20 protein-coding genes are annotated in these 26,464 nt (G+C 48.4%); 12 read left to right on the top strand and 8 right to left on the bottom strand.

Going from position 1 to position 26,464, the window contains the following annotated elements; all coding sequences use genetic code 11:
* Positions 1-44 precede the first annotated feature (44 nt).
* The 3 genes from ACDJ59_RS24190 to nagZ are packed head-to-tail and all read left to right on the top strand — an operon-like array spanning position 45 to position 3,683.
* Positions 45-755: a hypothetical protein gene (locus ACDJ59_RS24190; protein WP_413406387.1), complete on the top strand. Its 711-nt coding sequence runs from the start codon at positions 45-47 to the stop codon at positions 753-755.
* Positions 755-1,951 carry an exo-beta-N-acetylmuramidase NamZ domain-containing protein gene (locus ACDJ59_RS24185; protein WP_413406385.1) on the top strand — a complete coding sequence of 399 codons (1,197 nt, stop codon included), beginning with the start codon at positions 755-757 and terminating at the stop codon, positions 1,949-1,951. Before ACDJ59_RS24190 ends, ACDJ59_RS24185 begins: the two co-directional genes overlap by 1 nt.
* Before the next feature lie 31 nt (positions 1,952-1,982).
* Positions 1,983-3,683: a beta-N-acetylhexosaminidase gene (gene nagZ, locus ACDJ59_RS24180; RefSeq protein ID WP_413406382.1), complete on the top strand. Its 1,701-nt coding sequence runs from the start codon at positions 1,983-1,985 to the stop codon at positions 3,681-3,683.
* Positions 3,684-3,869: 186 nt separating this feature from the next.
* Here the strand turns inward: nagZ and ACDJ59_RS24175 are convergent, their stop codons facing one another.
* Positions 3,870-5,270, bottom strand: coding sequence for a serine hydrolase (locus ACDJ59_RS24175; RefSeq protein ID WP_413406380.1), 1,401 nt, complete (start codon positions 5,268-5,270; stop codon positions 3,870-3,872).
* Between the two features lie 267 nt (positions 5,271-5,537).
* On the opposite strand from ACDJ59_RS24175, the gene ACDJ59_RS24170 reads away from it, so the two are divergent.
* Both ACDJ59_RS24170 and ACDJ59_RS24165 read left to right on the top strand, forming a co-directional pair.
* A complete protein-coding gene (locus ACDJ59_RS24170; protein WP_413406378.1) occupies positions 5,538-7,511 on the top strand; it encodes a methyl-accepting chemotaxis protein in 1,974 nt (657 codons plus the stop codon).
* Between the two features lie 218 nt (positions 7,512-7,729).
* Complete coding sequence (locus tag ACDJ59_RS24165) at positions 7,730-8,926, top strand: DUF2087 domain-containing protein (protein WP_413406376.1); 1,197 nt, start codon at positions 7,730-7,732, stop codon at positions 8,924-8,926.
* 193 nt (positions 8,927-9,119) lie between these two features.
* Here the strand turns inward: ACDJ59_RS24165 and ACDJ59_RS24160 are convergent, their stop codons facing one another.
* Positions 9,120-11,120 carry a methyl-accepting chemotaxis protein gene (locus ACDJ59_RS24160; RefSeq protein ID WP_413406374.1) on the bottom strand — a complete coding sequence of 667 codons (2,001 nt, stop codon included), beginning with the start codon at positions 11,118-11,120 and terminating at the stop codon, positions 9,120-9,122.
* 446 nt (positions 11,121-11,566) lie between these two features.
* Here ACDJ59_RS24160 and ACDJ59_RS24155 point away from each other — a divergent pair, with 446 nt between their 5' ends.
* The 6 genes from ACDJ59_RS24155 (at position 11,567) to ACDJ59_RS24130 (ending at position 18,963) form a co-directional block, all read left to right on the top strand.
* On the top strand, positions 11,567-12,271 hold the full coding sequence (locus ACDJ59_RS24155) for an AzlC family ABC transporter permease (RefSeq protein ID WP_413409906.1): 705 nt from the start codon (positions 11,567-11,569) through the stop codon (positions 12,269-12,271).
* Positions 12,262-12,591 carry an AzlD domain-containing protein gene (locus ACDJ59_RS24150; RefSeq protein ID WP_062837141.1) on the top strand — a complete coding sequence of 110 codons (330 nt, stop codon included), beginning with the start codon at positions 12,262-12,264 and terminating at the stop codon, positions 12,589-12,591. The genes ACDJ59_RS24155 and ACDJ59_RS24150 overlap by 10 nt, the downstream gene beginning before the upstream one ends.
* Positions 12,592-12,724: 133 nt before the next feature.
* Complete coding sequence (locus ACDJ59_RS24145; protein WP_413406372.1) at positions 12,725-13,381, top strand: SGNH/GDSL hydrolase family protein; 657 nt, start codon at positions 12,725-12,727, stop codon at positions 13,379-13,381.
* Positions 13,382-13,676: 295 nt separating this feature from the next.
* A complete protein-coding gene (locus ACDJ59_RS24140; RefSeq protein WP_413406370.1) occupies positions 13,677-15,677 on the top strand; it encodes a heparinase II/III family protein in 2,001 nt (666 codons plus the stop codon).
* A complete protein-coding gene (locus tag ACDJ59_RS24135) occupies positions 15,670-17,637 on the top strand; it encodes a glycosyl hydrolase (RefSeq protein ID WP_413406368.1) in 1,968 nt (655 codons plus the stop codon). The genes ACDJ59_RS24140 and ACDJ59_RS24135 overlap by 8 nt, the downstream gene beginning before the upstream one ends.
* 189 nt (positions 17,638-17,826) lie before the next feature.
* Complete coding sequence (locus ACDJ59_RS24130; RefSeq protein ID WP_413406366.1) at positions 17,827-18,963, top strand: glycoside hydrolase family 88 protein; 1,137 nt, start codon at positions 17,827-17,829, stop codon at positions 18,961-18,963.
* 384 nt (positions 18,964-19,347) lie between these two features.
* On the opposite strand, the gene ACDJ59_RS24125 is transcribed toward ACDJ59_RS24130, so the two are convergent.
* On the bottom strand, positions 19,348-19,953 hold the full coding sequence (locus ACDJ59_RS24125; RefSeq protein ID WP_413406364.1) for a methyltransferase domain-containing protein: 606 nt from the start codon (positions 19,951-19,953) through the stop codon (positions 19,348-19,350).
* Between the two features lie 226 nt (positions 19,954-20,179).
* Here ACDJ59_RS24125 and ACDJ59_RS24120 point away from each other — a divergent pair, with 226 nt between their 5' ends.
* Positions 20,180-22,537 (top strand): Ig-like domain-containing protein, encoded by a 2,358-nt coding sequence (locus ACDJ59_RS24120; protein ID WP_413406362.1) that lies wholly within the window; start codon positions 20,180-20,182, stop codon positions 22,535-22,537.
* 157 nt (positions 22,538-22,694) lie between these two features.
* Here the strand turns inward: ACDJ59_RS24120 and ACDJ59_RS24115 are convergent, their stop codons facing one another.
* The 5 genes from ACDJ59_RS24115 to ACDJ59_RS24095 all read right to left on the bottom strand — a co-directional run bounded on the left by ACDJ59_RS24115 (position 22,695) and on the right by ACDJ59_RS24095 (position 26,367).
* Positions 22,695-23,240 carry a chromate transporter gene (locus ACDJ59_RS24115; protein ID WP_017691072.1) on the bottom strand — a complete coding sequence of 182 codons (546 nt, stop codon included), beginning with the start codon at positions 23,238-23,240 and terminating at the stop codon, positions 22,695-22,697.
* Between the two features lie 2 nt (positions 23,241-23,242).
* Positions 23,243-23,830 (bottom strand): chromate transporter, encoded by a 588-nt coding sequence (locus tag ACDJ59_RS24110; protein WP_413406360.1) that lies wholly within the window; start codon positions 23,828-23,830, stop codon positions 23,243-23,245.
* Positions 23,831-23,842: 12 nt separating this feature from the next.
* Entirely contained in the window at positions 23,843-24,337 is a 495-nt protein-coding gene (locus ACDJ59_RS24105) for an Lrp/AsnC family transcriptional regulator (RefSeq protein WP_413406358.1), read from the bottom strand.
* 271 nt (positions 24,338-24,608) lie between these two features.
* Complete coding sequence (locus ACDJ59_RS24100) at positions 24,609-25,724, bottom strand: PAS domain-containing protein (protein WP_413406356.1); 1,116 nt, start codon at positions 25,722-25,724, stop codon at positions 24,609-24,611.
* Entirely contained in the window at positions 25,717-26,367 is a 651-nt protein-coding gene (locus ACDJ59_RS24095; RefSeq protein ID WP_017691068.1) for a response regulator, read from the bottom strand. The genes ACDJ59_RS24100 and ACDJ59_RS24095 overlap by 8 nt, the downstream gene beginning before the upstream one ends.
* Positions 26,368-26,464: the final 97 nt, after the last annotated feature.

Here is a 26,464-nt window from a genome sequence, read left to right as displayed (position 1 = left end):
CGATGCCTGGTGGAGAAGGAACGGTGAGAAAGGGGAGAATAAAAATGCGTAAGCTCAGTGAAGTATTGATCAAGTCGGGTGCGGAAATCTATCGGGATATTATTCCGGTGGCCTTGTACAGTGTCGTTAGCTCCATCGTTTTGGTTCCCATTCTGATGTTTGCTCCGCTGCCGATCGCGGTGCTGCTTCTGGCCTTGATATATATGCCCATCCTGTTCGGTGTTTGTTATGCCGTGCATCACAGATTGGAACGTAAGCAACGGCGCAATGGACTTAAGGATATCTGGGCTGGAACATTGAAAGGAATAATCCCGGGAGGCTCGTTGGGTGTGCTTTTCGCAGTGCTTGGTTTCATTCTATGGTCAACCTGGTGGTATTACGGTGGACAGGGTGGAATTACAGGTACGGCAGTGAGCGCATTCCAGACGTTCTTTGTTCTCATGGCGCTGATGTCACAGTTCTATACCTGGCAGCTTGTTTTACAGAAAAACATGGGCATCGTTCAGGCGATGGGGGAAAGTGTAAAGCTGTTCTTCCGTCACCCGGGGTACACGATGGGCGCTTGTTTTCAGGCCATGTGCCTGACGGCTCTGCTGATGCTGACTGTCGTTGGTTTCGGAGCGCTGTTTGGAGGTATGTTTGCCATCTATCAGCATAAGGTTGCTCTTAATGTGCTGGAGCCTGAAGAAGAGCCTGTCGTAACAGGTGGTAATGATCACCAGCATACAGGCTGGATCAGCCAGGGGAATGTGTGATGGGTCAGTTGAATGGGACCGAGCAGATCCCGGCTGTAAAAACGGGAGTTGATCTTCTGTCCAGAGGGTTATCGCATCCATGGATAACGGGTAATCGAATCGGTCTAATTACAAACCCGACTGGTATTACAGCGGATTTTGTATCGACAATAGATGTGTGCGCCGGACTGGCTAATACCGAGCTTACAGCGCTCTATGCCTGTGAGCACGGACTGTATGGAGAGCTTCAGGCGGGTGTCAGATTCGGAGACATGCTTCATCCACGTCTGGACATTCCGGTGTTCAGCCTGTATGGAGATTACAAGAAACCTACGCCTGCAATGCTGGCTGGAGTGGATACGGTGCTGTTCGACATTCAGGATGTGGGCATCCGTTATTACACGTATGCCTCAACCTTGTTCCATATGATGGATGCCTGTGCTGGAGCAGGCAAACGCATGCTGATTCTGGACCGTCCCAATCCGCTGGGTGGAAACGTTGTGGAAGGCGGTGTGCTGAACGCGGGGTATGAATCACTCGTTGGCGCTTGGCGTGTACCTGTACGTACCGGATTGACGGTAGGTGAACTCGCCCTGATGGTCAACAGCGAGATGGATGTACCTTGCGAATTGGACGTGGTTTCCATGGAAGGATGGCAGCGCTCCATGGAGTTTGCGGATTGTGGTCTTCCCTGGATGCTGCCCTCTCCCAATATGCCCACGCTGGACAGTGTGCGGGTATATGCGGGTACATGCCTGTTCGAGGGTACTAATGTATCGGAGGGCAGGGGCACGACCCGCCCATTCGAGTGGGTTGGAGCCCCCTGGGTTGAGGGTGAGCGTTTGGCGGAACGATTTGGGGAATACAAGCTGGAAGGTGTACATGTGCATCCAGTGTACATGTCCCCAACATTCTCCAAACACGCAGGTGAGCTGTGTGGTGGCGTAAGGATTTTTGTAACGGACAGCAGGAAATTTCGGGCGGTAGAGACAGGGTTGGTGCTTTTGCATGAACTGGTGTCACTCTATCCGGAGCAATTCTGCTGGCTGGAGCCACCAGAGCCGGGTTCAAGGTACTTTATCGACCTGCTGGCAGGGGGTAAGGAAGTCAGGGAAACGATTCATGACCGCGCGGAATTCGTTCGTTTAATGGAAGCGTGGGATGTACAGGCAGCGGAATGGAAGGAGCGGCGAAAGCCGTTTTTGTTATATCAATGAATGGATGTTTGTTATCGGAGGGAGGCATGAAATGAGTGGGCCAAAAGAGTTATACCAGTCGAGGCTGAAACAGATGACTTTGCGTGAGAAAGTTGGGCAAATGCTGCTTTGTGGCTTTCATGGCACCGAAGCTGCTGGCGATGTGGAATCCTTTCTCCGAAAGTATCCAATCGGTGGCGTAATTTATTTTGCGCGCAACGTTGAGTCGCCAGAGCAGGTAGAGCGGTTATCGTCAGGGCTACAGCAGATTGCCAAAAGCAGCGGTAATGTGCCGCTCTGGATATCCATTGATCAGGAGGGCGGCATGGTTGCACGAATTACCGAAGGGATAACCTTGATGCCTGGACCAATGGCCATTGCCGCTGCCGGTTCCATTGACGATGCGTATCAGGCGGCATATATCAGTGGGTTGGAGCTGAAGTCCATGGGCATTAACATGAACTTTGCTCCGGTATTGGATGTGAACAATAACGCGGCCAATCCGGTCATCGGTGTGCGATCATTCGGCGAATCTCCACAATCCGTTGCAGAATATGGAGCCAAAACCATTGCGGGAATACAGGACGCTGGAATTGCAGCGACAGCCAAGCATTTCCCGGGGCATGGGGATACGGATACCGATTCCCATCTGGACCTCCCAATCATCACTCATGATCGTGAACGGGTAGAGCGCCTGGAGTTGATTCCATTCCGAGCCGCCATCGCCGAAGGTGTCGATGCCATGATGTCGGCGCATATTTATTTCCCTGCACTGGAGCCGGAGCGTCTGCCCGTAACGCTATCGCAAACCGTATTAAGCGGTCTGCTTCGCCAGGAACTGGGTTATGAGGGAATGATCGTAACAGATTGCATGGAGATGGATGCCATTGCCGTGAATTATGGCACTGTCGATGCAGCCGTAATGGCGGTAGAGGCCGGGGCAGATCTGGTGTTAATTAGCCATACGGCTAAGCTTCAGGCAGAGGCATTTGAAGCATTGTTAGCAGCTGTGAGGAGCGGGCAGATTAGCGAGAGACGTATTGATGAGTCGGTGAATCGCTTGCTGATGTACAAGGCGAAGCGTGGTTTACTGGAGAGTGAAACGGGTGGTGCAGGTGATGAGAAAGTGAATATTGTAGTATCGAATGCATCATTGCCAAAGGCATCAAACGCTCCTGCTCTATCCAGTGGGTCGGAGCGCAACAGTTCATTACACCAAGAGGTTGCTCGCCGTATTAGCGAGAACAGTATCACACTGGTGCGCGATCAGCTGAATATGCTGCCTTTGAAGCCGGAACGCACGCTGGTCATAACGGTTGCCACGTCCGTGACGACAATTGCCGACGAACAGCTGACTCAGACGTTCACCTTGGGCTCAGCCTTATCCACGTATGGTCTGGATGTTGTCGATCTGACGGTCACGCCCGAGGAAGTCGCCATTCGTTCCGCCCGTCTGCTTCAGGCAGCGGAAGCAGATGACATTCGGCAGATTGTGGTGGGAACCTACAATGCGGGAAGTCCCTCCGGCGATCCACAGTGCAGGCTGATTGGTTGGATACAGCAATTGGGCAAACCACTGGCTGTTGTGGCATTGCGAAGCCCCTATGATCTGCTGGCGCTTCCGGATGCCCAGGTCTATGTAGCGGCTTACGAGAGCCGGCCACTTGCCGTGGATAGCGTCGCTCAGGCGCTGATGGGGTGTATTCCTTTTGCGGGGAAACTTCCTGTAACATTAAAGCAGACAGATGATTAAAGAGCGGATGTCTCCTAGGCAGTAATAAGAATATGAGTAAATCTACCTTTTGCAGGATGGAGAAGAGATGGATTGTGGGTTGAGCGAAACGGAAGTGTGAGTCGTTAAAATGAGAACATATACAACACAAAGAGACGATCCTTTAAAGGACCGTCTCTTTGCTCATTATAAGCTATAAATTATAGATTATTGCAATAGCAGTGCTTTGGCTGTCTGTGCCTCAACTTCATCCAAAAGTGAAGTCATGTCCATACCTGCGTGGTTGCCAAGCAGGATAATGGTGATATCATCGGACAGATTACGTGAAAAGGCTGTGGCAAACCCGCCACCACTACCGTTGTGGAAGACGGTACGGTTTGCGCCATTCTCTTTGAGAATCCAGGCATAGCCATAGTTTTTATCGGAGTAAGGCTCATACATCTGTTCAATCGTATCCTGGCTTAGAATCTTGTCTGTATAGAGCGCACGATCCCATTTCAGCATATCGTCCACCGTGGAATAGATGGTTCCTGATCCGGATTGAGACACATAGTAAGGCGCAGTTACCCATGCGTTATCTTCTTGAACAAAACCACTAATCGTATGCACTTTACGGGAAGCCTCTCCCGAATTTTTCATACCAAGTGGTTTCAGTATCGTCTGTTGCACGTAGTCGGCATAACTCATGCCAGATACCTGTTCAACGACGTATGCAAGCAAAACATAACCGCTGTTGCTGTACAGATAGGCACTCCCCGGTTCAAACTTCAGCGTTTTGTGACGAATCTCTTCTACAGTCTCTTCCATAGAAGTTCCTTCACCCCGACCAAATGCGGATGGCAGACCTGAAGTCTGGGATAACAGCATATGCAGCGTGATCTGATCTCCCTTCGGTATACCAGAGATATACTTGGAGATTGGATCTTGCACATTAATCTTACCATCCTCCACGAGACTCAGAATGGACGCGGCCGTGAAGGATTTGCTCAGCGATGCGATTCGGGTCTTCTGATCCGGGCGGTTCAGCGTCTGTTCATCGGCAAGTCCGTAGCCTTGCTTTAGAAGTACTTCACCATCGCGGGCGATCAGAGCCATACCTGGATAGTTGATCTCGCGCAGATACGTATCAACGCTGGCAACCTCGCTGTTCAGTAGGCTGACTTGATCAGTGAACATATTTACACTCATCTGCCCCGTGGCTGTGCGTTGGACCTTGATGTCTGCCTTGATTGCGTTAGCCATAGCCCGGACAGGTACCATCAACGTACCGTTAACGGTACGTGAATTCACACCTGTAGCCAGATCGACCTTGTTTACTTTAATGGAATTACTACCAGCCTGATGGATCAGCTTGTCTCTGCCAACGGTAATGGTAGCCGTCTTGGTGCGATTATCCCATTTCAACGTGCCTTTAACCGATGTGACCACATCCCGCAGTGGAACAAACGTTGAACCTTTGATGATAAGTGGTGTGTTCTTCCAGGATTGTTGCTCACCATTCACTTCAATGTGAACTGCTTGCGTCGCCTGCGCTGCGGATGCCGTAATACCAGCTTGTCCCAGAATTGGGCCTGCGCACAGGATGAGCGCTAACAGAATGCGGAACATGGATGAATATACCGTGGAAATACGTTGTCTTTCATTTGCCTTGCGTAAGATTTGAATCCTCTCCTTCCAATCGTTTCATGAATAACCAGCTTATGAGCATTGTAAACGATCTCGCGTAGAGGGTCAAAACGATTAAGCGGGTATAATCCATATCATCTGATCAGATCATTTAAATTAAATTTGTACTAATTTAGTATCGATACATAATATTTTTACAGCGATTGTCCGATAAAAGGATGGGTGAAGATTATGATGGGGGATAGTTAAATGAAGAAAAGGATTCGAAATTGGTTTACTTTAACCGTAAAAAAACGCCTGATCGCTGCATTGCTCCTGTTCCTGATAGTACCGAGCATTACCGTGGGATGGTTGTCTTATCAAAAAGCTGCTGACCAGGTTAAAATGGAGATTATTCGTTCCGCACAGGCAAAAACAGAAATGCTTAGTCTGCAGATAAATCAAATGCTGGATATGGAGAAGGATAACGCAGCGCAGATGGCTGCGGGTATTACTTCAAACGATATTATTAATAAATCCCCTGCGCTTCAAAGGCAGATGGATCGGATGTCTCAGAATCACAAGGAATTGGGTGTACTCACCGCAGGTGCCGAAGATGGCAGCTGGATGAAGTCCCCTGAATCCGAGGAACAGAATTATGATCCTCGAGAACGTTCATGGTATACGATGGGTATGTCCCAGGATGAACCGGTAATCTCGGATACGTTCCAGTCGGCTTCGACGGGCGAATGGGTTGTGACCGCAGCGGTCAAGCTGGCTGACGGCAAAGGGGTATTCGGTGCCAATGTCAGTCTCAATCATCTGAAAGAATCCGTTGATCAGATACGTATTGGTAAAGAAGGAAAACTGTACATGCTGGATAACGGGGGTAAATTCCTGTTCCACTATAATATTGAATCCGGTACACAGTCGGATGAAGCTTACATTAATGAGATGTATACGAAAGAAAGCGGAACCGTGAAGTATACATATGATGGTCACGAAGTGGAAGCTGTGTATTTCACCAATCCGGTGACAGGCTGGAAAATTGTTGGCGAGATGGTTCCTTCCGAAGCAACTGAAACCGTAATGCCTATTTTGATTCGTTCCATTACAATTGTGGCATCTGCATTGGTTATTGGGTTGATTCTGCTTGTTTTCATTATCCGCAGCATTCATCGGCCATTACTACAATTAACACAGGCAGCATCGAAAGTAAGTGCCGGTGATCTAACTGTTCGGGTAGGTTTGCAGCGCAAGGATGAGTTCGGACTGCTTGGAGAAAGCTTCGACACGATGACAACTTCACTGCGTAATGTGCTTGGAGAGGTACATGATACGTCCAGCCAGCTGGCGGCATCTTCGGAAGAGCTGATGGCAAGTTCGGAGCAGACATCAAAAGCCACAGAACAGGTGGCTGAACTGATGCAGGATGCAGCTGCAGGAACGACTTTGCAGAACAATAGTCTCGCTGCTACAGGCCAACTTGTGGGCGAAATGTCCATTGGAGTCAAAGAGATCTCATCCAGTGCTGAAGACACCGCTCGTATCGCTCTGGATGCTTCCACCAAGTCGGAAGCGGGTATGGTTACAGTGGAAGAAGCGGTTACCCATATTCAGCAGGTGAATGACGAGAGCAAAGCCATGTCTGTGGTGATTGAAGATCTGCGCGCGAAAAATGAAGAGATTCTTGTGATTGTGGCCGAGATTACGGCCATTGCCAAGCAGACGAACATCCTCGCATTGAATGCGTCCATTGAAGCTTCGAGAGCTGGCGAACAAGGGCGTGGATTCGCAGTTGTAGCCAACGAAGTGAAGACACTGGCTCACAGTTCAGGCGCTTCAGCCGAGCGGATTAATGTGCTTATGCATGAGATGCAGGAGAAAACCAATGCGGTGCAATCCACTTTTGCCCGTACGGGAGAAGGTATGGTGAAGAGTTCGCAGATGGTTACAGAAGCGGGCGAAGCATTCAATAACATTCGTACTGCGGTACAGTTGGTGGCTGCACAAGCTGGAGAAGTATCCGCGGCTTCCCGGCAGATTGATGGCGGCATGAGTCATATCAACAAGGCAGTAAGTGATACAATGGTTCTGTCGGACAGAATTGCCTCTGGAACGGAAGATGGATCAGCGGCAGCTCAAGAACAGTTGGCTACAATGGAAGAGGTTGCAGCTTCTTCGGCAGCATTGTCACGTATGGCTGAAGATCTGCAAAGCATGATTGAACGGTTTAAGTTGTAACAGGGATTGAAATGAGACTGCAGGGTTGCGACCCTGCGGTCTTTTTTCTGTTGAACAAGGGGCATACGTTATGTCTTTAAACACAGTATTCTTTTCCGTTATGTTGACATATAACAAACAAAATTATATTATATCTATAAATAAACAAACAAAATTATAAAATATTTGATTAATATACGATTGGAATGACCATAACAATGATAAAAAGGAGCTTTTACATGAAATCATCGGAACCCTGGTTGCAAACAGCTTCATTGGAAGAGATCAAGCATGGTTATATGGAGGAGGGTCCTGCCTATATATGTGTCTGCTGCGGATACAGGACGGAAGCGGGGATTATCTATCCTGAAGATGGAGTGCTCTATGAGGCAGCCCGTTATATGCGAGTGCATATTGAGAAGGTTCATGGATCGGTATTTGAATATTTGCTGGAGCAGGATAAAAGCGTAACCGGATTGTCTGATGTCCAGCGGGGCTTGTTGTCACAATTCTATGAAGGCAAGAAGGATGCTGAAGTACAGAAGACCCTTGGCATCGGGAGTGCTTCCACGATCCGGAATCATCGGTTTGTATTAAAGGAGAAGGAACGGCAGGCCAAGATATTCCTGGCATTAATGGAACTTCTCAAAAGCAAGGATACCCAGGCTCCAGCCGAATGGGTGGCGCCGGTGACAAGGCATGAACATACGATCCATCCGAACTCATTTGATATTACAGAACAGGATCGGGAGAAGGTGCTGAACAAGTATTTTCCAGAGGGTACTGTCGGTCGGCTGACGACGTTTCATATGCAGCAAAAGCATAAATATATTGTGCTCACCGAGATTGCCAAACGATTCGAGACAGAGCGCAAATATTCCGAGAAACAGGTCAATGAGCTGCTGAAGGAAGTTCATGATGATTACGTGGAAATACGGAGGTATCTCATCGACTATGGTTTGCTGGAACGTGAGCCAGACGGCAGTCAGTATTGGTTGGGAAGCCACACAGATCAACAGAGCGCCAAAGTTGGAAAACAGGAGCGCAAAGAAAAGGGGGAGCAGGAGAAGATGAATCGTCGCAAAGAATTGCAGGAACAGGCCAAAGAAGTCAAAACGGAAGCGGGCGTCTACCAAATTCGGAATGAACGTAACGGCAAAGTTTATATCGATAGCACACTTAATCTGAAAACCATTAACGGACAACGGTTTATGTTACAGATGGGTAGCCATCTGAATCGAAGATTGCAGGCTGAATGGAATGAATATGGAGAGAATGCGTTTGTGATCGAGGTGCTGGAGACATTGAAACAAGACGATAACCCGTATAACGATCCCAAAGATGCACTCGCCAAATGTCTGAATCGCTGGTTTGAACAGTTAGAGCCCTACGGAGATCAAGGGTACCACGGAGATATTAAGCAATCTGCTGAATAGGAGAGTCATTTCCTATCCAAAGTTCCTGACCTTTCATTACCCAAAAGCCCCTTTGCCAATATGATGGCAAAGGGGCTTTTGGTATTACAGACTACTTAATTTTATAAGTCGAACTAATCGTTTGCACGATAACAGCGATTGGAAGGTTGTTCTGTCATCGTAGTGTCAGTGTAAATAATCTTTGGTTCAACGATTACAGCTTGAATTGTTCCACCAGCTTCTGCAGCTTGTGAGCCAGATGGGCAAGGGAATCAGCAGAGGATGATATCTCCTGCATGGAAGCAACTTGCTCCTCCGTAGCAGCAGAGATGTTCTCCGTTCCATCGGCATTGGTTTCCGATATGGCGTGGATCTGATCAATGGATTGCACCACTTCGGCTGTACTTGCAGACATCTGTTGTGAGGCGGCTGCAATGTTCTCAAGCTGATGATTGACGACCCCAACAGCCTCACTAATCTGAGCAAAAGCTTCATCTGCAAACTGAACGGCACGAATGCCGTTGCTTACATCCTGTTGCCCGATCTGTACATTGTGATTGGCCATTGAAATCTCCTGTTGAATCGCTCCGACCATCTCTACAATCTTCTGGCCGGACAGGCTCGATTGTTCCGCCAGCTTGCGGACTTCGCTGGCAACAACGGAGAAGCCACGTCCATGCTCACCTGCACGTGCTGCTTCAATAGAAGCATTGAGAGCAAGCAAATTGGTCTGTGCAGCGATATCTGTAATGACAGATACCATCTCACCAATGGATGTGGAATGCTGTTCAAGTCGTCCAGCAGTATCTGCCATACCTTGCACAAAGCGACTCACGGAACTCATTTCGGATACGGCCGTTTGCATGGTAGCATTCCCTTTATCCGCGAGCTCACTTGCTTGCATGGCAGCTTCGGATACTTGCTGTGTGCTGTTCGTTACCTGTCCCACACCTCCAGCAAGCTCATTCATCTGTAGTGCCGTATGTTTCAGGCTGCTTGTTTGTTTCTCAAGTCCAGCTGCGGATTCTTCCGTGATCAGGGCGACTTGCTCTGTTGCTTTGGTTGTCTCCGATGAGTTGACTGCCAATTGTGTGGATGAGGCGGTTAACTCGTCAGCCGTGTGTCGCACGTCCTGAATAACGGTTCGCAGGGATTCGCTCATCTTATTGAAGCTGGTGCTCAGCTTGCCGAATTCATCCTGTCCCAATACAGCAACCTCGATGGTCAGATTACCATTACTAATTTCGTCAGATGCCTTCACCAAGCGGTTCAGTGGTTTGGTGATTGATTGCACAATCCAGAAAATAATGATGGAGCTTACCGCAATTGCAATCGCTACAACAATAAGTGTGGTGTATAGGATCGGACGGACAGAAGCCGTCACTTCCCCACTGTCGATGACACCAACCACGGTCCAGCCCGTCGTTTCATTGGTGGAGAAAAAGGCGTGTTCCTGGTTTCCATTTAGTGTATAGGTCAGACTTCCATTTTTCTGTGCAAAAATATCTTTATAGGGTGCCATGGTTCCTTCGGTCCCCGGTTTTTCGGTAGGATGTACAATGATTTTATTGGCATTATCAATGATATAGATATAACCCTTCTCGCCAATCTTGGTGGAATTAACCGTCTTCGAGAGGGCTTCAAGCGATAGGCTGACAGAGACGACACCATGGCCATCCGCTGAGGTCTGAGCTACCGAAGCAACAACATTGCCGGTATTGCTTGATAAGTAGGGGGTGATTACGGTAGGGACATCTTTGTTCTGCGTAGCAGCTTGATACCACGGGCGTTCGCGCGGGTCATATCCTTCTTTGTTCACCGCAGTTACAGGGGAGTTAATATACACGCCCTGATCGGTACCGATGGAGGCAAGTTCCACGTCATCATGCGTTTCCTTATACGCGTCGAGCAAGGTACGGATGGTATCGGTTTCGTCACCCTGATTGGGTCCGACATTGCCTGCATCCAGCTGACTTGCCAGGAAATCAACATTTTTGCGTGTTGCACCAATGATCTGGTCAATGGTCTGGTTGAGCACAGTAACACTGCTGATCGCGTTCTCATACATTTTCTCTTCAACCTTGGCATCAGCTGTTTGGAACGAGATAATGCCCAGACTAATGGTTGGAATGAGCAATACAATGGCAAATGACAAAATCAGTTTCTCTCTCATCTGCATTGTTCTTTTGACCCCTTGTTTACGATTTTTTTTCATACACATTCCCCCTCTGTGTAACCCATCCCCATGTCTAGTGGACAAGCCCATCTGGTAAAAGATATTTCATTCCATCCTTTCCAGAAGTTTCTGGTGCTATCGTATGACAAATTTCGCGTTTATTCAACATAATTTATGAGTTTCACGAAAATATTTTTCGATTTTGTAGGTATTTAGGATTACATCTGTTCTATAAAAAGTAATCTGTCTCTCTCTTAGTGCACATCTTGTGGTATATTTCTGAATTAATGTGAAGTGAATTATGCAGATTGCGAAATCCATAAGGCATGTACCTGGTCATGTTGAATACATAAAGAAGTTGTTTTCATGGAGAATGTACCTGGATGGATCTACATCCATATATATCGGTTTATGGAGACAGAAATTGGAGAGGGGTTGTACGGCAGTTGGACCAAAGTACACTACAGATATCTGGACAGGAAAACATGGAAGAGGTCCGGGATCAGGCTACATTCATGCAGGGGGTCAAAGATTGTATCCCAACCCTGCTTGGTTATTTGAGTATTGGCTTTGCGGCGGGTGTCATTGAAATGACCGCAGGTCTGAGTCTGGCGGAAACAGCTCTGCTCAGCCTGATTTTATATGCAGGATCGGCTCAGTTCATTGCAGCAGGCATGCTCGCATCGAATGGATCAGCAATAGCCATCATGTTCACCATATTTTTTGTGAATCTTCGTCATTTGTTGCTCAGTGCAGCTGTATCACCGTATTTTCGGCATCTGACCCCGCTTAAAAATATGTGGATTGGTTCATTGCTTACCGATGAGTCTTTCGGCGTGGCGATGACACGTGCGATTGGCAGGGAAAGGCTTAGTGAACGCTGGATGCACGGTCTGAATATTACCGCATATCTGAACTGGTTCGTGGCTAATATGGCGGGAGCGTACTTTGGACGCTGGATCACTAACCCGGAACGACTGGGTCTGGATTATGCCCTGCCAGCGATGTTTATTGGACTGGTCGTACTCCAGTTGGTGCATCGCAAAAACAAAAAAATACACATTAGTGTGGCGATTATCGCCGTTGTCTGTGTAATCTTCGCCAGCATGGCTTCACTTGGCAGTATGAGTGTCATTGTGGCTGCGGTCATTGCGGCAACGATGGGAGTGTTCATGGAACGATGGAAGTAAGATGGGATGTATTCTGGATTATTATGGGTTCGGCGCTGTTAACATTTATCCCGCGTGTACTGCCACTGATGCTGTTCAGCAAGATACAGATTCCGATGTGGTTGTTACGCTGGCTGGAGTATGTACCCGTAGCGGTTATGGCAGCGCTAATTGGTCAGGAACTGTTCATGTCGGACAACCAGTTGGTGCCGATTACGCACAATGCAGCTCTGTGGGCCTCCCTGCCTACGATTGCAGTAGCCATCTGGACACGCAGTCTACTTGGAACCGTATTGGTCGGTATTGTGGCTATGATGATACTGCGATATTGGATCGGATAATTGCTAGGAGAGTCATAAGATGGCGACCCTCAGTGATGAAAACGCTATTTTCTATTGTAGCCGAAAGGGATAAAATGGAGACTGAGGTGTTCAGTATTTCCATTTTGCACAAGAGGAAGGAACGATTTCAATCATGAGTACAAGTCCATCCGTTATATTGTTTCAGGGAGACTCGATTACAGATGGGGGAAGATCACGCAATGATGATCCAAATCATTTTCTCGGACACGGATATGCGTATCTAATCTCCAGCAAACTGGGTATGGAACTGGCGGGCAAGCAAAAAACCTTCTATAACAGAGGCATCAGCGGGGATCGGGCATCCGATCTGTACGCACGCTGGAATGAGGATACAATTAGTCTAAAACCGGACCTGATCAGCATCCTGATTGGGGTTAATGATGCCTGGCGCACGATGAATGGTGAACCTAGCGGGGTAACGGATCGTTTCGGACGGGCGTATCGCCATTTACTCGAGGAAACTCGGGAAGTGATGCCGGATACGGGGCTGATTTTGATGGAGCCGTTTATTCTGAGAACCGGAGCGACCGCGGAGAAATGGGAAGCCTGGGAAGAGTATATCGGTCAATATCAGAAGCTGGCCCAAGGTCTTGCTGAAGAATTTGGAGCTGTGTGGGTGCCATTGCAGCAGACGTTTAATGACGCTCTGAAACAGGCGGATGCAGCGTACTGGTTATGGGATGGCGTACATCCAACCGCCGCAGGTCATGAGCTGATTGCACGCCAGTGGTTGTCTGTTGTACAGAATTCTCCGCTTGGGATTGTGTAATAACAACAGCGGACAGTTGCGATATGGGCAGCAGCATTATAGGTATTCAGGATTAATTGAGGATGAGGATATAAGATAGTTAAGAATATGAGATAACCATAAAAAGCCTGTGGTGACAGGCCGAATACAACGGAGAACCTGACGAAGGTTCTTCGTTTTTTTGTGTTAGGAAGGAGAAGGAAGTAACGTCGTGGAAAGGGTTCTAATGGATAATTCTTCAAAAATGCTATCATATCCGGTAAAATGAAATCGATTACATTATAATATGGGCATGACAATCCATTAACGAAGAGTGGTGAATCCAGTGGAAGATTCCATTCACGAAGTCGAAAATGAAAATATAAACCAACGTGGTACTGAGAGCAGAGCATTGAGTTCCTTAAGTGCCGACAGACTCTTGGAGAAGTTATCCCGGCCTGAATTGGCTACGTTATACACAGACTTGAAGGCTTACGGTGAACGTGCCTTGAAAGAACCCATGCCTTCCTTGTCGTTCCGTCTATATCGACAGTTCAGCGATAGGGGTGAGCGAAAAGCCTATGAAGAGGCTTATTTCGATCGAAGGGGCAGACTTGCTGCTACGGCGATGCTCGCCTTGGACAAGGCTAGGCCGGATGCACTGCAAGCGCTGGAAGAAATGTTGTGGGACGTGTGTGGTGAGTATACGTGGTGTTTGCCCGCGCATCTGGGTACGGGAGAGGTCAACCAGGTGAATGGGAACATCGATCTGTTCGCTGCAGAGACGGTACATATGCTGGCCGAGATTGTGACCATTCACACCGAGCGGCTGGATCGCCTTGTCATAGAACGGATCAGGTCTGAAGCAGAACGGCGAATCTTCATCCCGCTTTACCGGGAGCAACGGAAGTTCCACTGGCAGACAGCGGATCACAACTGGTCGGCGGTCTGCGGTGGGTGCTGTGGAATGGCCGCATTGTTGCTGCTCGAGGATGAGTTCACACTACAGGAATCGATCTCCCATACGGTCAGCTGTATGAACGCATTCTTGAGCGGATATGGCGAGGATGGCGGCTGTGCCGAAGGCATTGGATATTGGGTATATGGATTCGGTTATTTCACCTATTATGCCGAGATGCTTCGTCAGTACAGTGAGGGCGAACTAGATCTGCTGACGGGTTCCAAAATAACAGCCATCGCAGCCTTCCCGTTGCGAGTTCATTTGTCAGGTGGAACATTCGTAAATTATTCGGACAGTGCCGAGCAGGAAGAGATCCCTCCCGGATTACTCTCCCTACTCGCGTCCCGGGTTGGGTTGCAGATAGATCTTCCGCTTCATATTCCACTGCTTACCGATGATTCCTGTCATCGCTGGGCTCATCTGTTGCGGAACGTGATGTGGAGCGATCCGCCAGTGTACGGTGATGAAGGTGCCTCTGGGCAGGCTGAACGAGGATTTATTTTTCAAAATCTGGGATGGATGATTGCAAAAGGATTGTTCGATTCTCCGGATACAAAACATGCGAACGGCGCACCCCTTCATGTGGCTATTTCCATTAAAGGCGGGCATAACGATGAACCTCACAACCATAATGATCTGGGGCAGTTCATTATCCATTGCGGTGGTGAGAATATTCTGTGTGATCCAGGAGCAGGGTTGTATACCCAAGCGTATTTTGCACCAGGCAGAGAGCAGCTGTTCCACATCTCGTCATCCGGTCATAACGTTCCGCTCATTGAAGGCCAGGAGCAATGCTCCGGTCGACAAGCGCAAGCCCATGTGTTAGAGGCAAAGCTGGCAGAGGGTGGCTGTGAGCTGAATGCAACAATGGATCTAACATCCGCATACTCTGGGGCAGCTTCACTGGCTCGGTATACGCGCCAATTTCATTGGAAGATGGCTTCTGGTGGTAGCAGAGATAGAGCAGAATTGCGTCTGACTGACCGTTTTCAATGGAAGAGCAGGATGGTGTCTTCGGCAGAACGATTCTCTTCGGTGGATGATTCAGATGCAGGATGTTCGAGCGTAGTGGAACGATGGATGAGTAGAGTACAGCCTGAGGTGGTGAAGAGCGGTAATCTTCGCTGGCAAGGTGTACATGGAACGGTCCATATGACATATGATGCGAACCAATGGCAAATTCTTACGGAGAAACTGGACACAGTTGATCATGACAATGTTCCAGTCACATTCTATCGAACGTCACTATCGTGGACTGGTGTGATTGATGAGACGGATGTTCGAATAGAAAGTTCTAATCCGCTTGAAACGGTATGTGAGGTGCGCTTCATTATTGAACCGAAAATGGGAGAAACCGAGGTGAGCATGCGTGAGTAAATATACATCCGCGTCCACGTATCCATGGAAAGATGAACTCGAACGTTACCGTACATTGGCAGAACAAGCGGGACGCCCTCCGGCAGACGGCTGGAATAGGGAGCGCAAGTTGGCACTTGTTGAAAGTGTTGTTCGCGCTTACACACCATATCAGGACAGCCAGGGTGCAATTATCGACCCGTTCTCGGGTGTGGAGAGATATTATTCTACACCGGCCTATGCGATGGCTGCGGCAGTTCTGGTTGATGCGGGCCGTACAGATCTGCTTGATTCCGCAGCGGCAGCCCTGTCACAGAGCATTGATGCCGTGGTCAATGGTACCGCACCTGACAATCACCCTGATTTTTTTCCGTTGCTCTTGATGAGAGCTTATATGTTGTTGAAATCACATCTGCCTGAACAAGCACAGATCTGGGCTGAGGCACTTAAGACGATCCACCCTGAACAAGATTATGTATTTACGATGAGCAAGATGAACAATCCCAATCGCATGATTAACTGGAACGCCATTATGATCTCTGGCGAATATCTACGGTGGCATGAACAGCTGGCGAGTGAGGATACAACGTGGATGGATCGTTATCTGGAAGCCTATCATGTGCCCCGGTTTACGGCCCTTGGGTTGTATCAGGATGGACCGCTGGATCGTCCAAATTGTCCATTTTCCTATGATATTGCTACCCGTTATCACCTTGGGGTGATGCTTGAAGCTGGTTACGAAGGTGCCACTGCCGATAGGTTGCGTGAGCAGCTGCGCGATGGTGCCTTCAGCTCGCTACTGTCGCTCTCGCCGCTTGGTGAGATTCCACCGCGTGGTCGCAGCTCCCAGCATCAGTGGAATGAAGCAGCCGCAGCTTATGTATGCTCCACACATGCAACGCAGGCTCTGGAGGCGGGAGATCCGGTGATGGCGGGTGCTTTTGCACGTGCGGCCAATCGGTGTTTTGCTGCTGTTGAGCGCTGGAAGATGGATGATGGACGCTTGAAAATTGTACGCAATGAATACGCGCCAGAAGATCGGCACGGGTATGAAATCTATACCAATCATACCTGTTACAACCTGTGGACGGCAGCAGCATTGGCCCACGCTTGTCTCAGTGATCCGGGAGACGATGTGAGCGAGGTGTATCTTCCTTCCGAGTTAGGCAGCAGGGTTTTGCAGACCGATGGGTGGTTCGAAACCGTGATTGCATCAGTACCTGGTCAGCAACTGGTATTACACACGGCGATGAATGATCCGTATACTATCCCTGGTTTGGTACGGATTCAGCAGACCGGGTTACCTGGTCTGATTGGTCCGTCCGCCGCCAGCCATGTGCAGGCCGGATTCACGGAATTTGCCGAAGGGGCGGTCCGTCCGCTCAGTTACTGTCCTGCCTGGAAGACACCAGATGGGGTATGGCACAGTCTTGCAGAGGGGATTCCATCCGGTGGTGCATATGATCGGGATGTTGGATTAGACCCTGCTCAGGGAGGTGGTTCCATTGTATATGAGAAGGTGGACCATGATACACGGAACCAAGTGGAGCAGCAGCATCTGGAGGAAAGAGCGGCAGAAGATGGCGTGAACGCCTTGGAGAATGCTTTTGCCGTGACATGGGTCGGTCCATTACCCGGAATTAAAACATTGCGTACCCATTATGTGCAACAGGCGGATGTGCTGACTATAACGTATGAATTCGAAGGTGAGATTGCGGCGGTAGGTGCACTCATTCCATTGATGTTCCATGATGGTCGCGAACAGGCGGTGATTACCCATACGGATCATAGTGTACGAACGGAGTATCGAGGAGCATATGTAGAATCTACAGCGCTGGATCAGGGAGCCATAATTCATCTGGAGGAACAGGCTGTGGCCTCCCGTAATGGTTTACTGAAGGAAGCCCGGATTGAAGTGAACGGAGCACGTAGGTTGTCATTTACGATCCGATTGGGCGAGATTAAACATGAAGGCGTTTAGGTCGAGGATCATTAGATTTCGAAACATCTCTAAACATATCGAATGATAGTTAAAAGTGTTATTCGTGGATGATTAGTGATATTTAACTGATAGATATGTAGTTACGGCATACAACGCTATAGATAAGTTGAGGATGAGCTGGAGCATCAAGCATAGATGTCTGGTATTGAATCGAGGAGGGATATGTTCATGAACACATCAACGTCGGTAAAATGGCTCGAGGAAGCGTGGCAACAGGGGGCTACCAAGACAATTCGGAATGCAAAGCGGATCAAGGATACTTTTCCACACACTGCCCCGCAGGGGACGTATGATCGAAATGATCCGGAATGGTGGACAGCAGGTTTCTGGCCTGGATTGTTATGGCTGGTCTATGGGGATGCGCCGGAAAGTGAAGCGGTCGCTCCGCTACATCGTATTGCCGAAAGCTGTGAGCGGCAACTGGAGGGTTGTCTGCGTGATCCCGAATCGGTGGATCACGATCTGGGGTTCATCTGGCTGCTTAGTGGCGTAGCCAACTACCGCCAGACGGGCAGCATGGATGGACGGCGGCGCGGCATGCTTGCCGCCAACCTGCTCGCTGCCCGGTTCCACGTGCGCGGTGAGTTTATCCGCGCCTGGAACTTCAGCTCGTCAGCAATGGATACGCGCGGCGTAGCCATCATTGACAGCATGATGAACCTGCCGCTGCTCTACTGGGCATCCGAGCAGAGCGGCGATCCTCGCTTCCGCTGGCTGGCGGAAGCACATGCTGACACCGTGGCGCGCGAATTCATCCGCGCTGACGGGTCCATCTGCCACGTGGTGGAGTTTGATCCACACACGGGGCAGAAGCTGCGAGAGCATGGCGGGCAGGGCCATGCTCCAGGTTCCGCCTGGGCGCGGGGCACCGCCTGGGCGTTGCACGGGTTTGCGCTGTCTTTCCGGTATACGGGCGAAGCCCGATATCTGGAGACAGCGGAGCGTGCGGCCGATTTCTTCCTCGCCATGCTTGGCGAAGAGATCGTGCCGATGTGGGATTTTCGCGCACCTGCGGAGCATCAGGTGGCGTGGGACTCGTCCGCTGCGGCGATTGCCGCGAGCGGGTTGCTTGAGCTGGCGAAGCTGTCGCCGCGCGAGGAAACCTATGCTGCCGCGGGAGAACGTATCGTCCGCGGGTTGCATGAGCACTATAGCTCCGGCGACTCGGCAGCGGAAGAAGGTCTGATCATGCAGGGAACGGTGCATTACCCGGAAGGGCGAGGGTTGAATGTACCGATTATATACGGCGATTATTTCTATATGGAAGCGCTGGCGAAGCTGCGTGGACATGCGGGGTTATTTTAAAAGAAGAATTGAGAACTACGGGCTGGAAGAACCGAAGATGAGAACGGATTAGTAAGGTATTAGTGTTGTGAGCCTTCAAATTATTTGATTAGATTCAACCAGTTAACCAGTTATATATTCAGTATTTAGTTGTCAGTAGCGTCATTAGCAAACCATCATCACCTGTCCGCGTGCGGCTGTCTCCAGTATTAGGAACAATATCCCTTCTATTGGAGATGGAGTATACCTAAATTTGAGCTTTGAATAGAAAATTAAGGTGAGCGGACAGGTGGATGGTGTACATAAACGAAGGAAGACAAAAGAAGTATCTGGCCTATAAATATCTCATTCTTACGGGTCCAGTTGGGTGCAGACTTAGCTATGCTCTACTGAAAGAACCACTTTTCACTTCGAAGGCGTACGTCTCAGGATGACAAAGTCGGCAGAAGATTGATCTGGATAGCGCTGCGGAATAATCTCATGAACTTTGAAATCAGGGTAGTCGAAGAGATATTCGAACAGATTACGGTCCTGGATTGTATCAATCCCCGGGTTGCCGTTTTCTTTCAAACGGGTGTAAAGCACCACCCATGCTGTTGAGGAGTGCAGAATATCATAGAGGGTATTGCGAAAATCTGTTTCATCCGTGATGTGATATAACACATCCAGACAGACCGTCAGGTCGGCTTGCAGGAAACCTCGGTTAATCCATAGGCCTGGTGTATACAGCATGAAGCTTTTGGAAGAATCCTTGGCAAATTGGGAAGCACAACGCTTTACTGAAGAAGCCGCTACATCCACGCCCAGGTAGTCCTCATAATTCATGTGTTGCAACTGGTTGCCATCCCCACATCCAAACTCAATGACACGATGAATCCCTTCACGTTGAATCAGTCCGTTCACGACCTCGGCCTTGAATTCAGCCAAAACCCCGTATGAACCCCTCCCAGAAGTTTCACCCGAACGATATGTTTCCTCCCAATACCCGATGTAATCAAAAGGCTGAACCATTATGTTTCCTCCAATCCTGTTAAAAGAAGTTCAAGACAGTCAATATACATAGGTATGCGCAATATTCGCAGGTATGATCGGTTGAAACAGGAATCGAAGATAAATTAATTTCCATAGAATTACCTGAAAATTTCCTGAAAGTCTAAACATCTGGAAAGGACTTGCCGACATAAAACATAAGGAAAAAAATGATGATAATCGGGGGGAAATGATGTTAAAGCCAAGATTGACCAAGTACATGGTGATGATGCTGGTGTTGATGCTGAGTATTTCCAACGTAGGCTTGGCCGCTGCGGCAGACAAAGAACTGTCCAAAATTGTGGTTTCCAAGAATGAGATGTCGCTCGAAGTTGGTGATTCTGGGTCTGTTACGGTGACAGGGGTATATTCAGATAATACCTCGGCTAATGTAACGATTAGTACAACCTGGAGTAGCGAAGATACTTCGATAGCAACTGTATATAATGGTGCAATCACGGCCAAAAAGGAAGGTAAAGCGACGATTACCGCAGCTTACCAGGGTCAGAGCCAGACCGTTCAAGTGAAAGTAACGAAGAAGGTCAAAGCCCTTTCGAAAAACGTGCAAAGTCTGGATTTACGCACGGGAGATACAAAAGAAATTATTTTGACAGCAACGTATAGTGACAATGAAACAAATAATGCAGCAGCAAGTACTGCAGAATGGTCTACCAGTGATGAGAAGGTTGCTACCGTTGTGAATGGTAAAGTAACTGGACAAAGTGCGGGTACGGCAGTTATTACTGCGAAAGTTGGCAGCCAAAGCGTGACGGTGGATGTTAACGTTGAAGTGGTTAAACGTGTAGATGTAGATAAACAGCAGGTTAACCTGTTGTTGAACAAAAGTGAAAGTGTGAAAGTGACGGCTACTTACCCAGATGGCACAACCAAAGATGTAACGGATCTGGCGGAGTGGACATCCAGCAATGAGAAGGTCGCAGACGTTCTTAAAGGCGAAATTACAGGATACTCGGCAGGTTCTGCCAAGATCACAGCCAAATACGGTACGAAATCCGTATCCGTTGACGTGGATGTGGATCTGACGAGCAAGCTGAGTGTGGAGAAACAAAGCATTTTCTTCCGTTTGAGCGAGACAACCAAAACGGCTAATGTCGTTGTAACGGCTTCTTATCCAAACAGCAGCGATGTGAATGTAACGGATCAAGCAACATGGACATCCAGCAACGAGAAGGTTGCAACGGTATTCAAGGGACAGATCACAGCCATTAGCGCAGGTTCAACAACGATCAAAGCAACCTACAGTGGAAAAACAGTAGAAATTGCTGTAGATGTAGATACGGCAAGATATCTGGATATCAAAGATGTAAATGACAAACTCGCCATGAGTGTTACCGGTGATAACAAGTCTAAGACATTGGTAGCCAATGCCGAATATATTGATGCCAGTACAGAAAATGTAACTTCCAAAGCAACATGGACTTCAAGCAACCCAGATGTCGTATATGTATCAAACGGCGATCTGATTGCATACAAATCCGGTACGGCTACGATCACTGTAGCTTATGGCGGTAAAACGGTTAAATTCACAGTGAATGTAGACGTAGCAGACAAGTATGAGATGGACAAGAAGAAAGCATCGGTAGCCGTTGGTGGAACGACATCTGCCAAAGTACTGGCGTTGTATGGTGAAACATCCAAAGATGTATCTGAAGATGCAACTTGGAGCAGCAGCAGCGACAAAATCGCTGAGGTAGATAGCAAAGGGGTTATCACAGGTGTTGCTATAGGTAAGGTAACCATTACCGCGAAAATTGAAGGCAAAACACTGACTCTGCCTGTTGAAGTAGGTATGGCAAGTGGACTGGAAGCAGATGTGAACTTCGTTGTTCTGTCTACCAAAGAAACTCAGACCATCCTTCTAACAGGTACGGATGAGGACGGCAACACGCTGGATGTTACATCCGAAGCAACCTGGAAATCCAGCAATGCACGTGTAGCGGATGTGAAAAAAGGCGTGATTACGGGTAACAGCAGTGGTAAAGCCAACATCACAGCAGAATACGGCTCAAAAAAAGTGACGATCCAAGTTGAAGTGGATGTCATCACACGTATTGAAGCTTCCGAGCCGGTTCTTTCCCTGAAATCAGGCGATACAGCTGATCTGACGGTAACTGCCTTCTTGAGCGACGGTAGCGAGCGTGATGTTACGGACAAAGCTGAATGGAAAACGAACAGCTACAAAGTAGCTCAAGTGACCAAAGGTAAAGTCAAAGCTACAGGTTCAGGTAAAGCCAAAATCACAGCAAAATACGGTAGCAAGTCCGTCACTATTGCTGTAGATGTGGATACACTGAAATACTTGCAGACGGATAAAGTAACGTTGACCATGAAACCTGGTGAAAAGGTAACTGTGGCGGCTACTGCAACGTATGCCGATGGCAGTGAAGCTAATGTATCCAAACCGGCTCTCTGGAAATCTTCCCGTATTGCAACAGCATCGGTGAAAGATGGCATTATTCAGGCGAACGGCAAAGGTAAAGCAACGATTACGGTGACATTTGCAGGTGTGAAAACCAAAGTAACGGTAGTGGTTGAAGCGAAGTAATTGCTTTTCCAAATGTGAGTGTGAAACGCGCAAATAAAAACGGTGATGCCAGCTAATAGCTGGTATCACCGTTTTTTTGTTTATAAACTAGGCATGTCTTCAAGCGCTAACGAATCTGAAACGTCTTATCAGGGATCGTTCCCTGTATGTTCTATAACTACATCGTGTGAGACAATACCAGCGCACCATAGGCGAAAGCGATCACGATCAGGATGGCTGGGTGCAGCTTGGTCTTGGTCATAACCCAGAGCGAGATGCCTGCAATGATCAATGTCTGCCAGATGCCGATGGAATCAGTGGATAACTGACCGAATTCCCATGTGAGCAGAATCATGAGTACAGCGATAACAGGCTGCACAAGTAGGGTCATGCCTTTGACTTTTGGTGACGTGCGATGTTTGTTCAACAGACGAAGTAATATAATTAGTGCGGTTGCGGAAGGTACGATTGTGGCAAAACTTGCGATAAATGCCCCAAACCAGCCTGCTACGTGGTACCCGACAAATGCAGCAATTTTGGTTGCAATCGGCCCGGGAAGGGCGTTACCAATCGCCAGTACATCACCGAATTGCTCTGTGGTCATCCATTGGTAATGGTTCACAATCTCTTCCTGCATGAGCGGAATGGAAGCCGGACCGCCCCCATATCCCAAGATGTTTGCTACGAAAAATCCCCAAAATAATTCCCACCAGGTCTGGAGCATCCTTAGGACACCCCCTTATCGGATTTGCCTTTGGATTTGAAGCGTTGGACTATATCCAGATGGAAGACACCATATCCAAGGAAAACTGCGATCACAATCCCTGGATGGATATCCAGTAGCTGCAATAGTACAAAAGCAATTACGCCAAATAGGGCGGCAAAAGCTTTGCCAAGTCCCTTCCAGGCTTTCATGGCAAATTCATAAGCCATCATGCCCAGCATGACAAAAATGACCGGCCGCACGGCGGCTACCATGCCTGCTACCACTTTCGACTCGCGTAGCGCGTACATGGAACCGAGCAGAGCAATGATGGCAATGCTTGTCGGCAAAATATGAGCGAGTACGGACACGATCGCGCCCAGCACACCTTTGGTTTTATAACCGAGATATGCGGCCATCTTGGTCGCGATGGGACCCGGCAAGGCGTTGGCGATAGCCAAAATCTCGCCGAACTCCTCATCACTGACCCATTTGTAACGCGTAACGGCTTCGTAACGGATTAACGGGATCACCGAAGGGCCGCCGCCATATCCGAGAATTCCGGTTCGTACCATTCCGATGACGAGACCGTTGTAATCTTTCCAACCCATGCTGATTTCCTCCTAGAGTCTCATGCCCATCCGGCTTTTATAACGTTTCAACAATAGCTGTGATTCCACTTTGACGATACCCGGCATCTTATAGAGCTTCTCCAGCAAAAACTGCTCCATCTCTTCCATATCCGAAAAAATACCGTGCATGTGCAGTGTACTCGGGCCTGTCATATGATAAAGGCTGGTGACGGCTGGCTCTTCATCCAGTTTCTCAGCGACTTCATCCAGGAAGGGCGGTTCAACATCGACATTGAAAAAGGCCGAGACCTGAAGCCCAACCTTGCCAGGGTTGATTACAACGGTGAAGCGTTCGATGATTCCTTTTTCGGATAAAGCATTAATGCGGGCCTGAACAGCTACACGTGACAATCCGATCTGTGTCCCCAGATCCGTATAGGATATTCGGCTGTTGTGGTGAAGCGCGGCGATAATTTTGCGATCCATCTCGTCCAGATTGTACATTTGTGGAATTTCTCCTCCTTTGGAGGAGCGTTTCTCTGACATGTTGACCATCCTTTTCTCTCGCTATATGAAATAAACAATAAAATTTCACTAAACATACAATGTGTATGTGGCATTCATAGTTTAATGACGAATCGTAACTGGAGTCAATCTATTTATCATGATTATTGAATTTAACCGATTTTTAGCCTTCATTTTGTCATTTCGGCCAATCGGAAAATAAAAAGACCACTCGCACAGTCCAATAGCGAGCAGCCGTTAAATAATAGATAAGCTGGAGTGAAGCGCAAAGTGTGATACGAAGCATGTCCGGTTATACTTGGGCTGTCTTGGGCAGTAAAAGGGTAACGGTGGTCCCTTCGCCAGGCTCGGAAGAAACTCTCAACGTTCCTCCTGCACCACGGGCACGCTCTTCCATACTGAACAATCCAACGCCATTGCCTGCGATTGCTTCGCTGAATCCAGCACCTTGGTCTTCAATAATAACCATCGTCATGTTCTCAGCGTCTTCTATAGTAACACGTGCCTCGGCAACATCGGCATACTTCGCGACATTGGTTAAGGCTTCCTGAATAATCCGGTAGATAGCTATCTCCCGGTTCATCTCCAGTCGTTTGCGCAAATTACATTCCAGATCAACTTCGATCCCGTAGTGACGGGTGTAATTCTCGATATACGTACGAATCGCCGGAACAACACCCAGGTCATCCAGAACGGATGGTCTCAGCTCCCATGCCATACCGCGTACATCTTCCATGATACCCGTGACCTGTTTACGAAGTGCTTCAACCCCGGGGTGAGGCTGGTCTGCCAGCAGGCGATCCATCTGAATCACCAGAGAGAAGAGACTCTGTCCAATCCCGTCATGCAGTTCACGCGAGATCCGGCGTCGTTCCTCTTCCTGAATATTCATCACTTGGGACATCATCTTTTGCAATTCGGCTTCGACGGATTTCAGCTTGGTGACCTCACTACGTACAGCCAGGTATTGATATGGTTCGCCGTCGTTATCAAGGAAAGGCACTATGGTGGTGTTGACCCAATAATGACTGCCATCTCTGGCACGATTGAGAATTTCCCCGTTCCATACCTTACCTGAGGATATCGTGTCCCACAGGTTTTTCATAAAGCTTTTGCCATGGTATCCGGAATTAATGATTCGATGATCCTTACCGATCAGTTCATCGCGCTCATACTGCGAGATTTCACAGAATTTATCATTCACATACTGGATTTTACCCTTGCGGTCTGTCAGGGCTACAATGGAGGATTCATCCAAGGCAAATTTCAGATCACTCAGTTGATGCAGGGAACCCTTCAATCTGCTGCGAAATTCATTATCCGTAATGTGATTATCGATTTCGTTTAGCAATAGGCGTACGGGCTGGTCTGCGAGTCCACTTAGTCTGTTCTTGCGTGCACTACTCAAAGTTCAGCAACCCCTTTTTCATAGCGAACTTCACCAGTTCCGGTCGTGTACGCAGGCCAAGTTTCTCCATTAGATTGCTTTTGTGGGATTCGACCGTTTTGACACTGATGATCAGATGTTCGGCGATTTCCTTGTTGGCATAACCCTTGGCAATCCAGGACAAAATCTCTTTCTCCCGCTCGGATAACGTGTCATACGGTCCGGCGTTTTCCTGTTTGGCTTTGTCCAGGTATTCACTCATCAGCCGCTTGGTCGCACTGGGGTACAGATAGGCGCTACCCTCTGCTACGGAACGAATCGCAGCAAGCAATTCTTCATGCGGCGCACTTTTGAGTATATATCCGGATGCTCCCGCGTGGATGGCGCGGAACAGATATTCTTCATCGTCATGCATGGTTAGTATCAAAATGGAGACATCTGGCATCAATTTCTTCAATTCAGCGGTAGCGGTCAGACCGTCTTTGCCTGGTGGCATGCTGAAATCCATCAAGACCACATCTGGCTTCAACTCTTGAGCCTTGGCAATGGCTTCATCGCCATCTGCGGCATCTCCAACGATATGTATATCATTCTTTCCTTCAAGTAAGGCGATCAGCCCGGAACGCACGACAACATGGTCGTCTACAACTAATAGTTGAATCACATGATTTCCCCCTGTCCGCTTCCTTAGTTCTATCTATATCATAACAAAAAAAGAAGCTATTCAGAGCTTTAATCTCCGAATAGCTTCTCTTACTCAA

The sequence above is a fragment of the Paenibacillus amylolyticus genome (assembly GCF_047302515.1).
Classification (GTDB): Bacteria; Bacillota; Bacilli; order Paenibacillales; family Paenibacillaceae; genus Paenibacillus; species Paenibacillus amylolyticus_G.
This window is presented reverse-complemented; position numbering and strand designations above follow the sequence as displayed.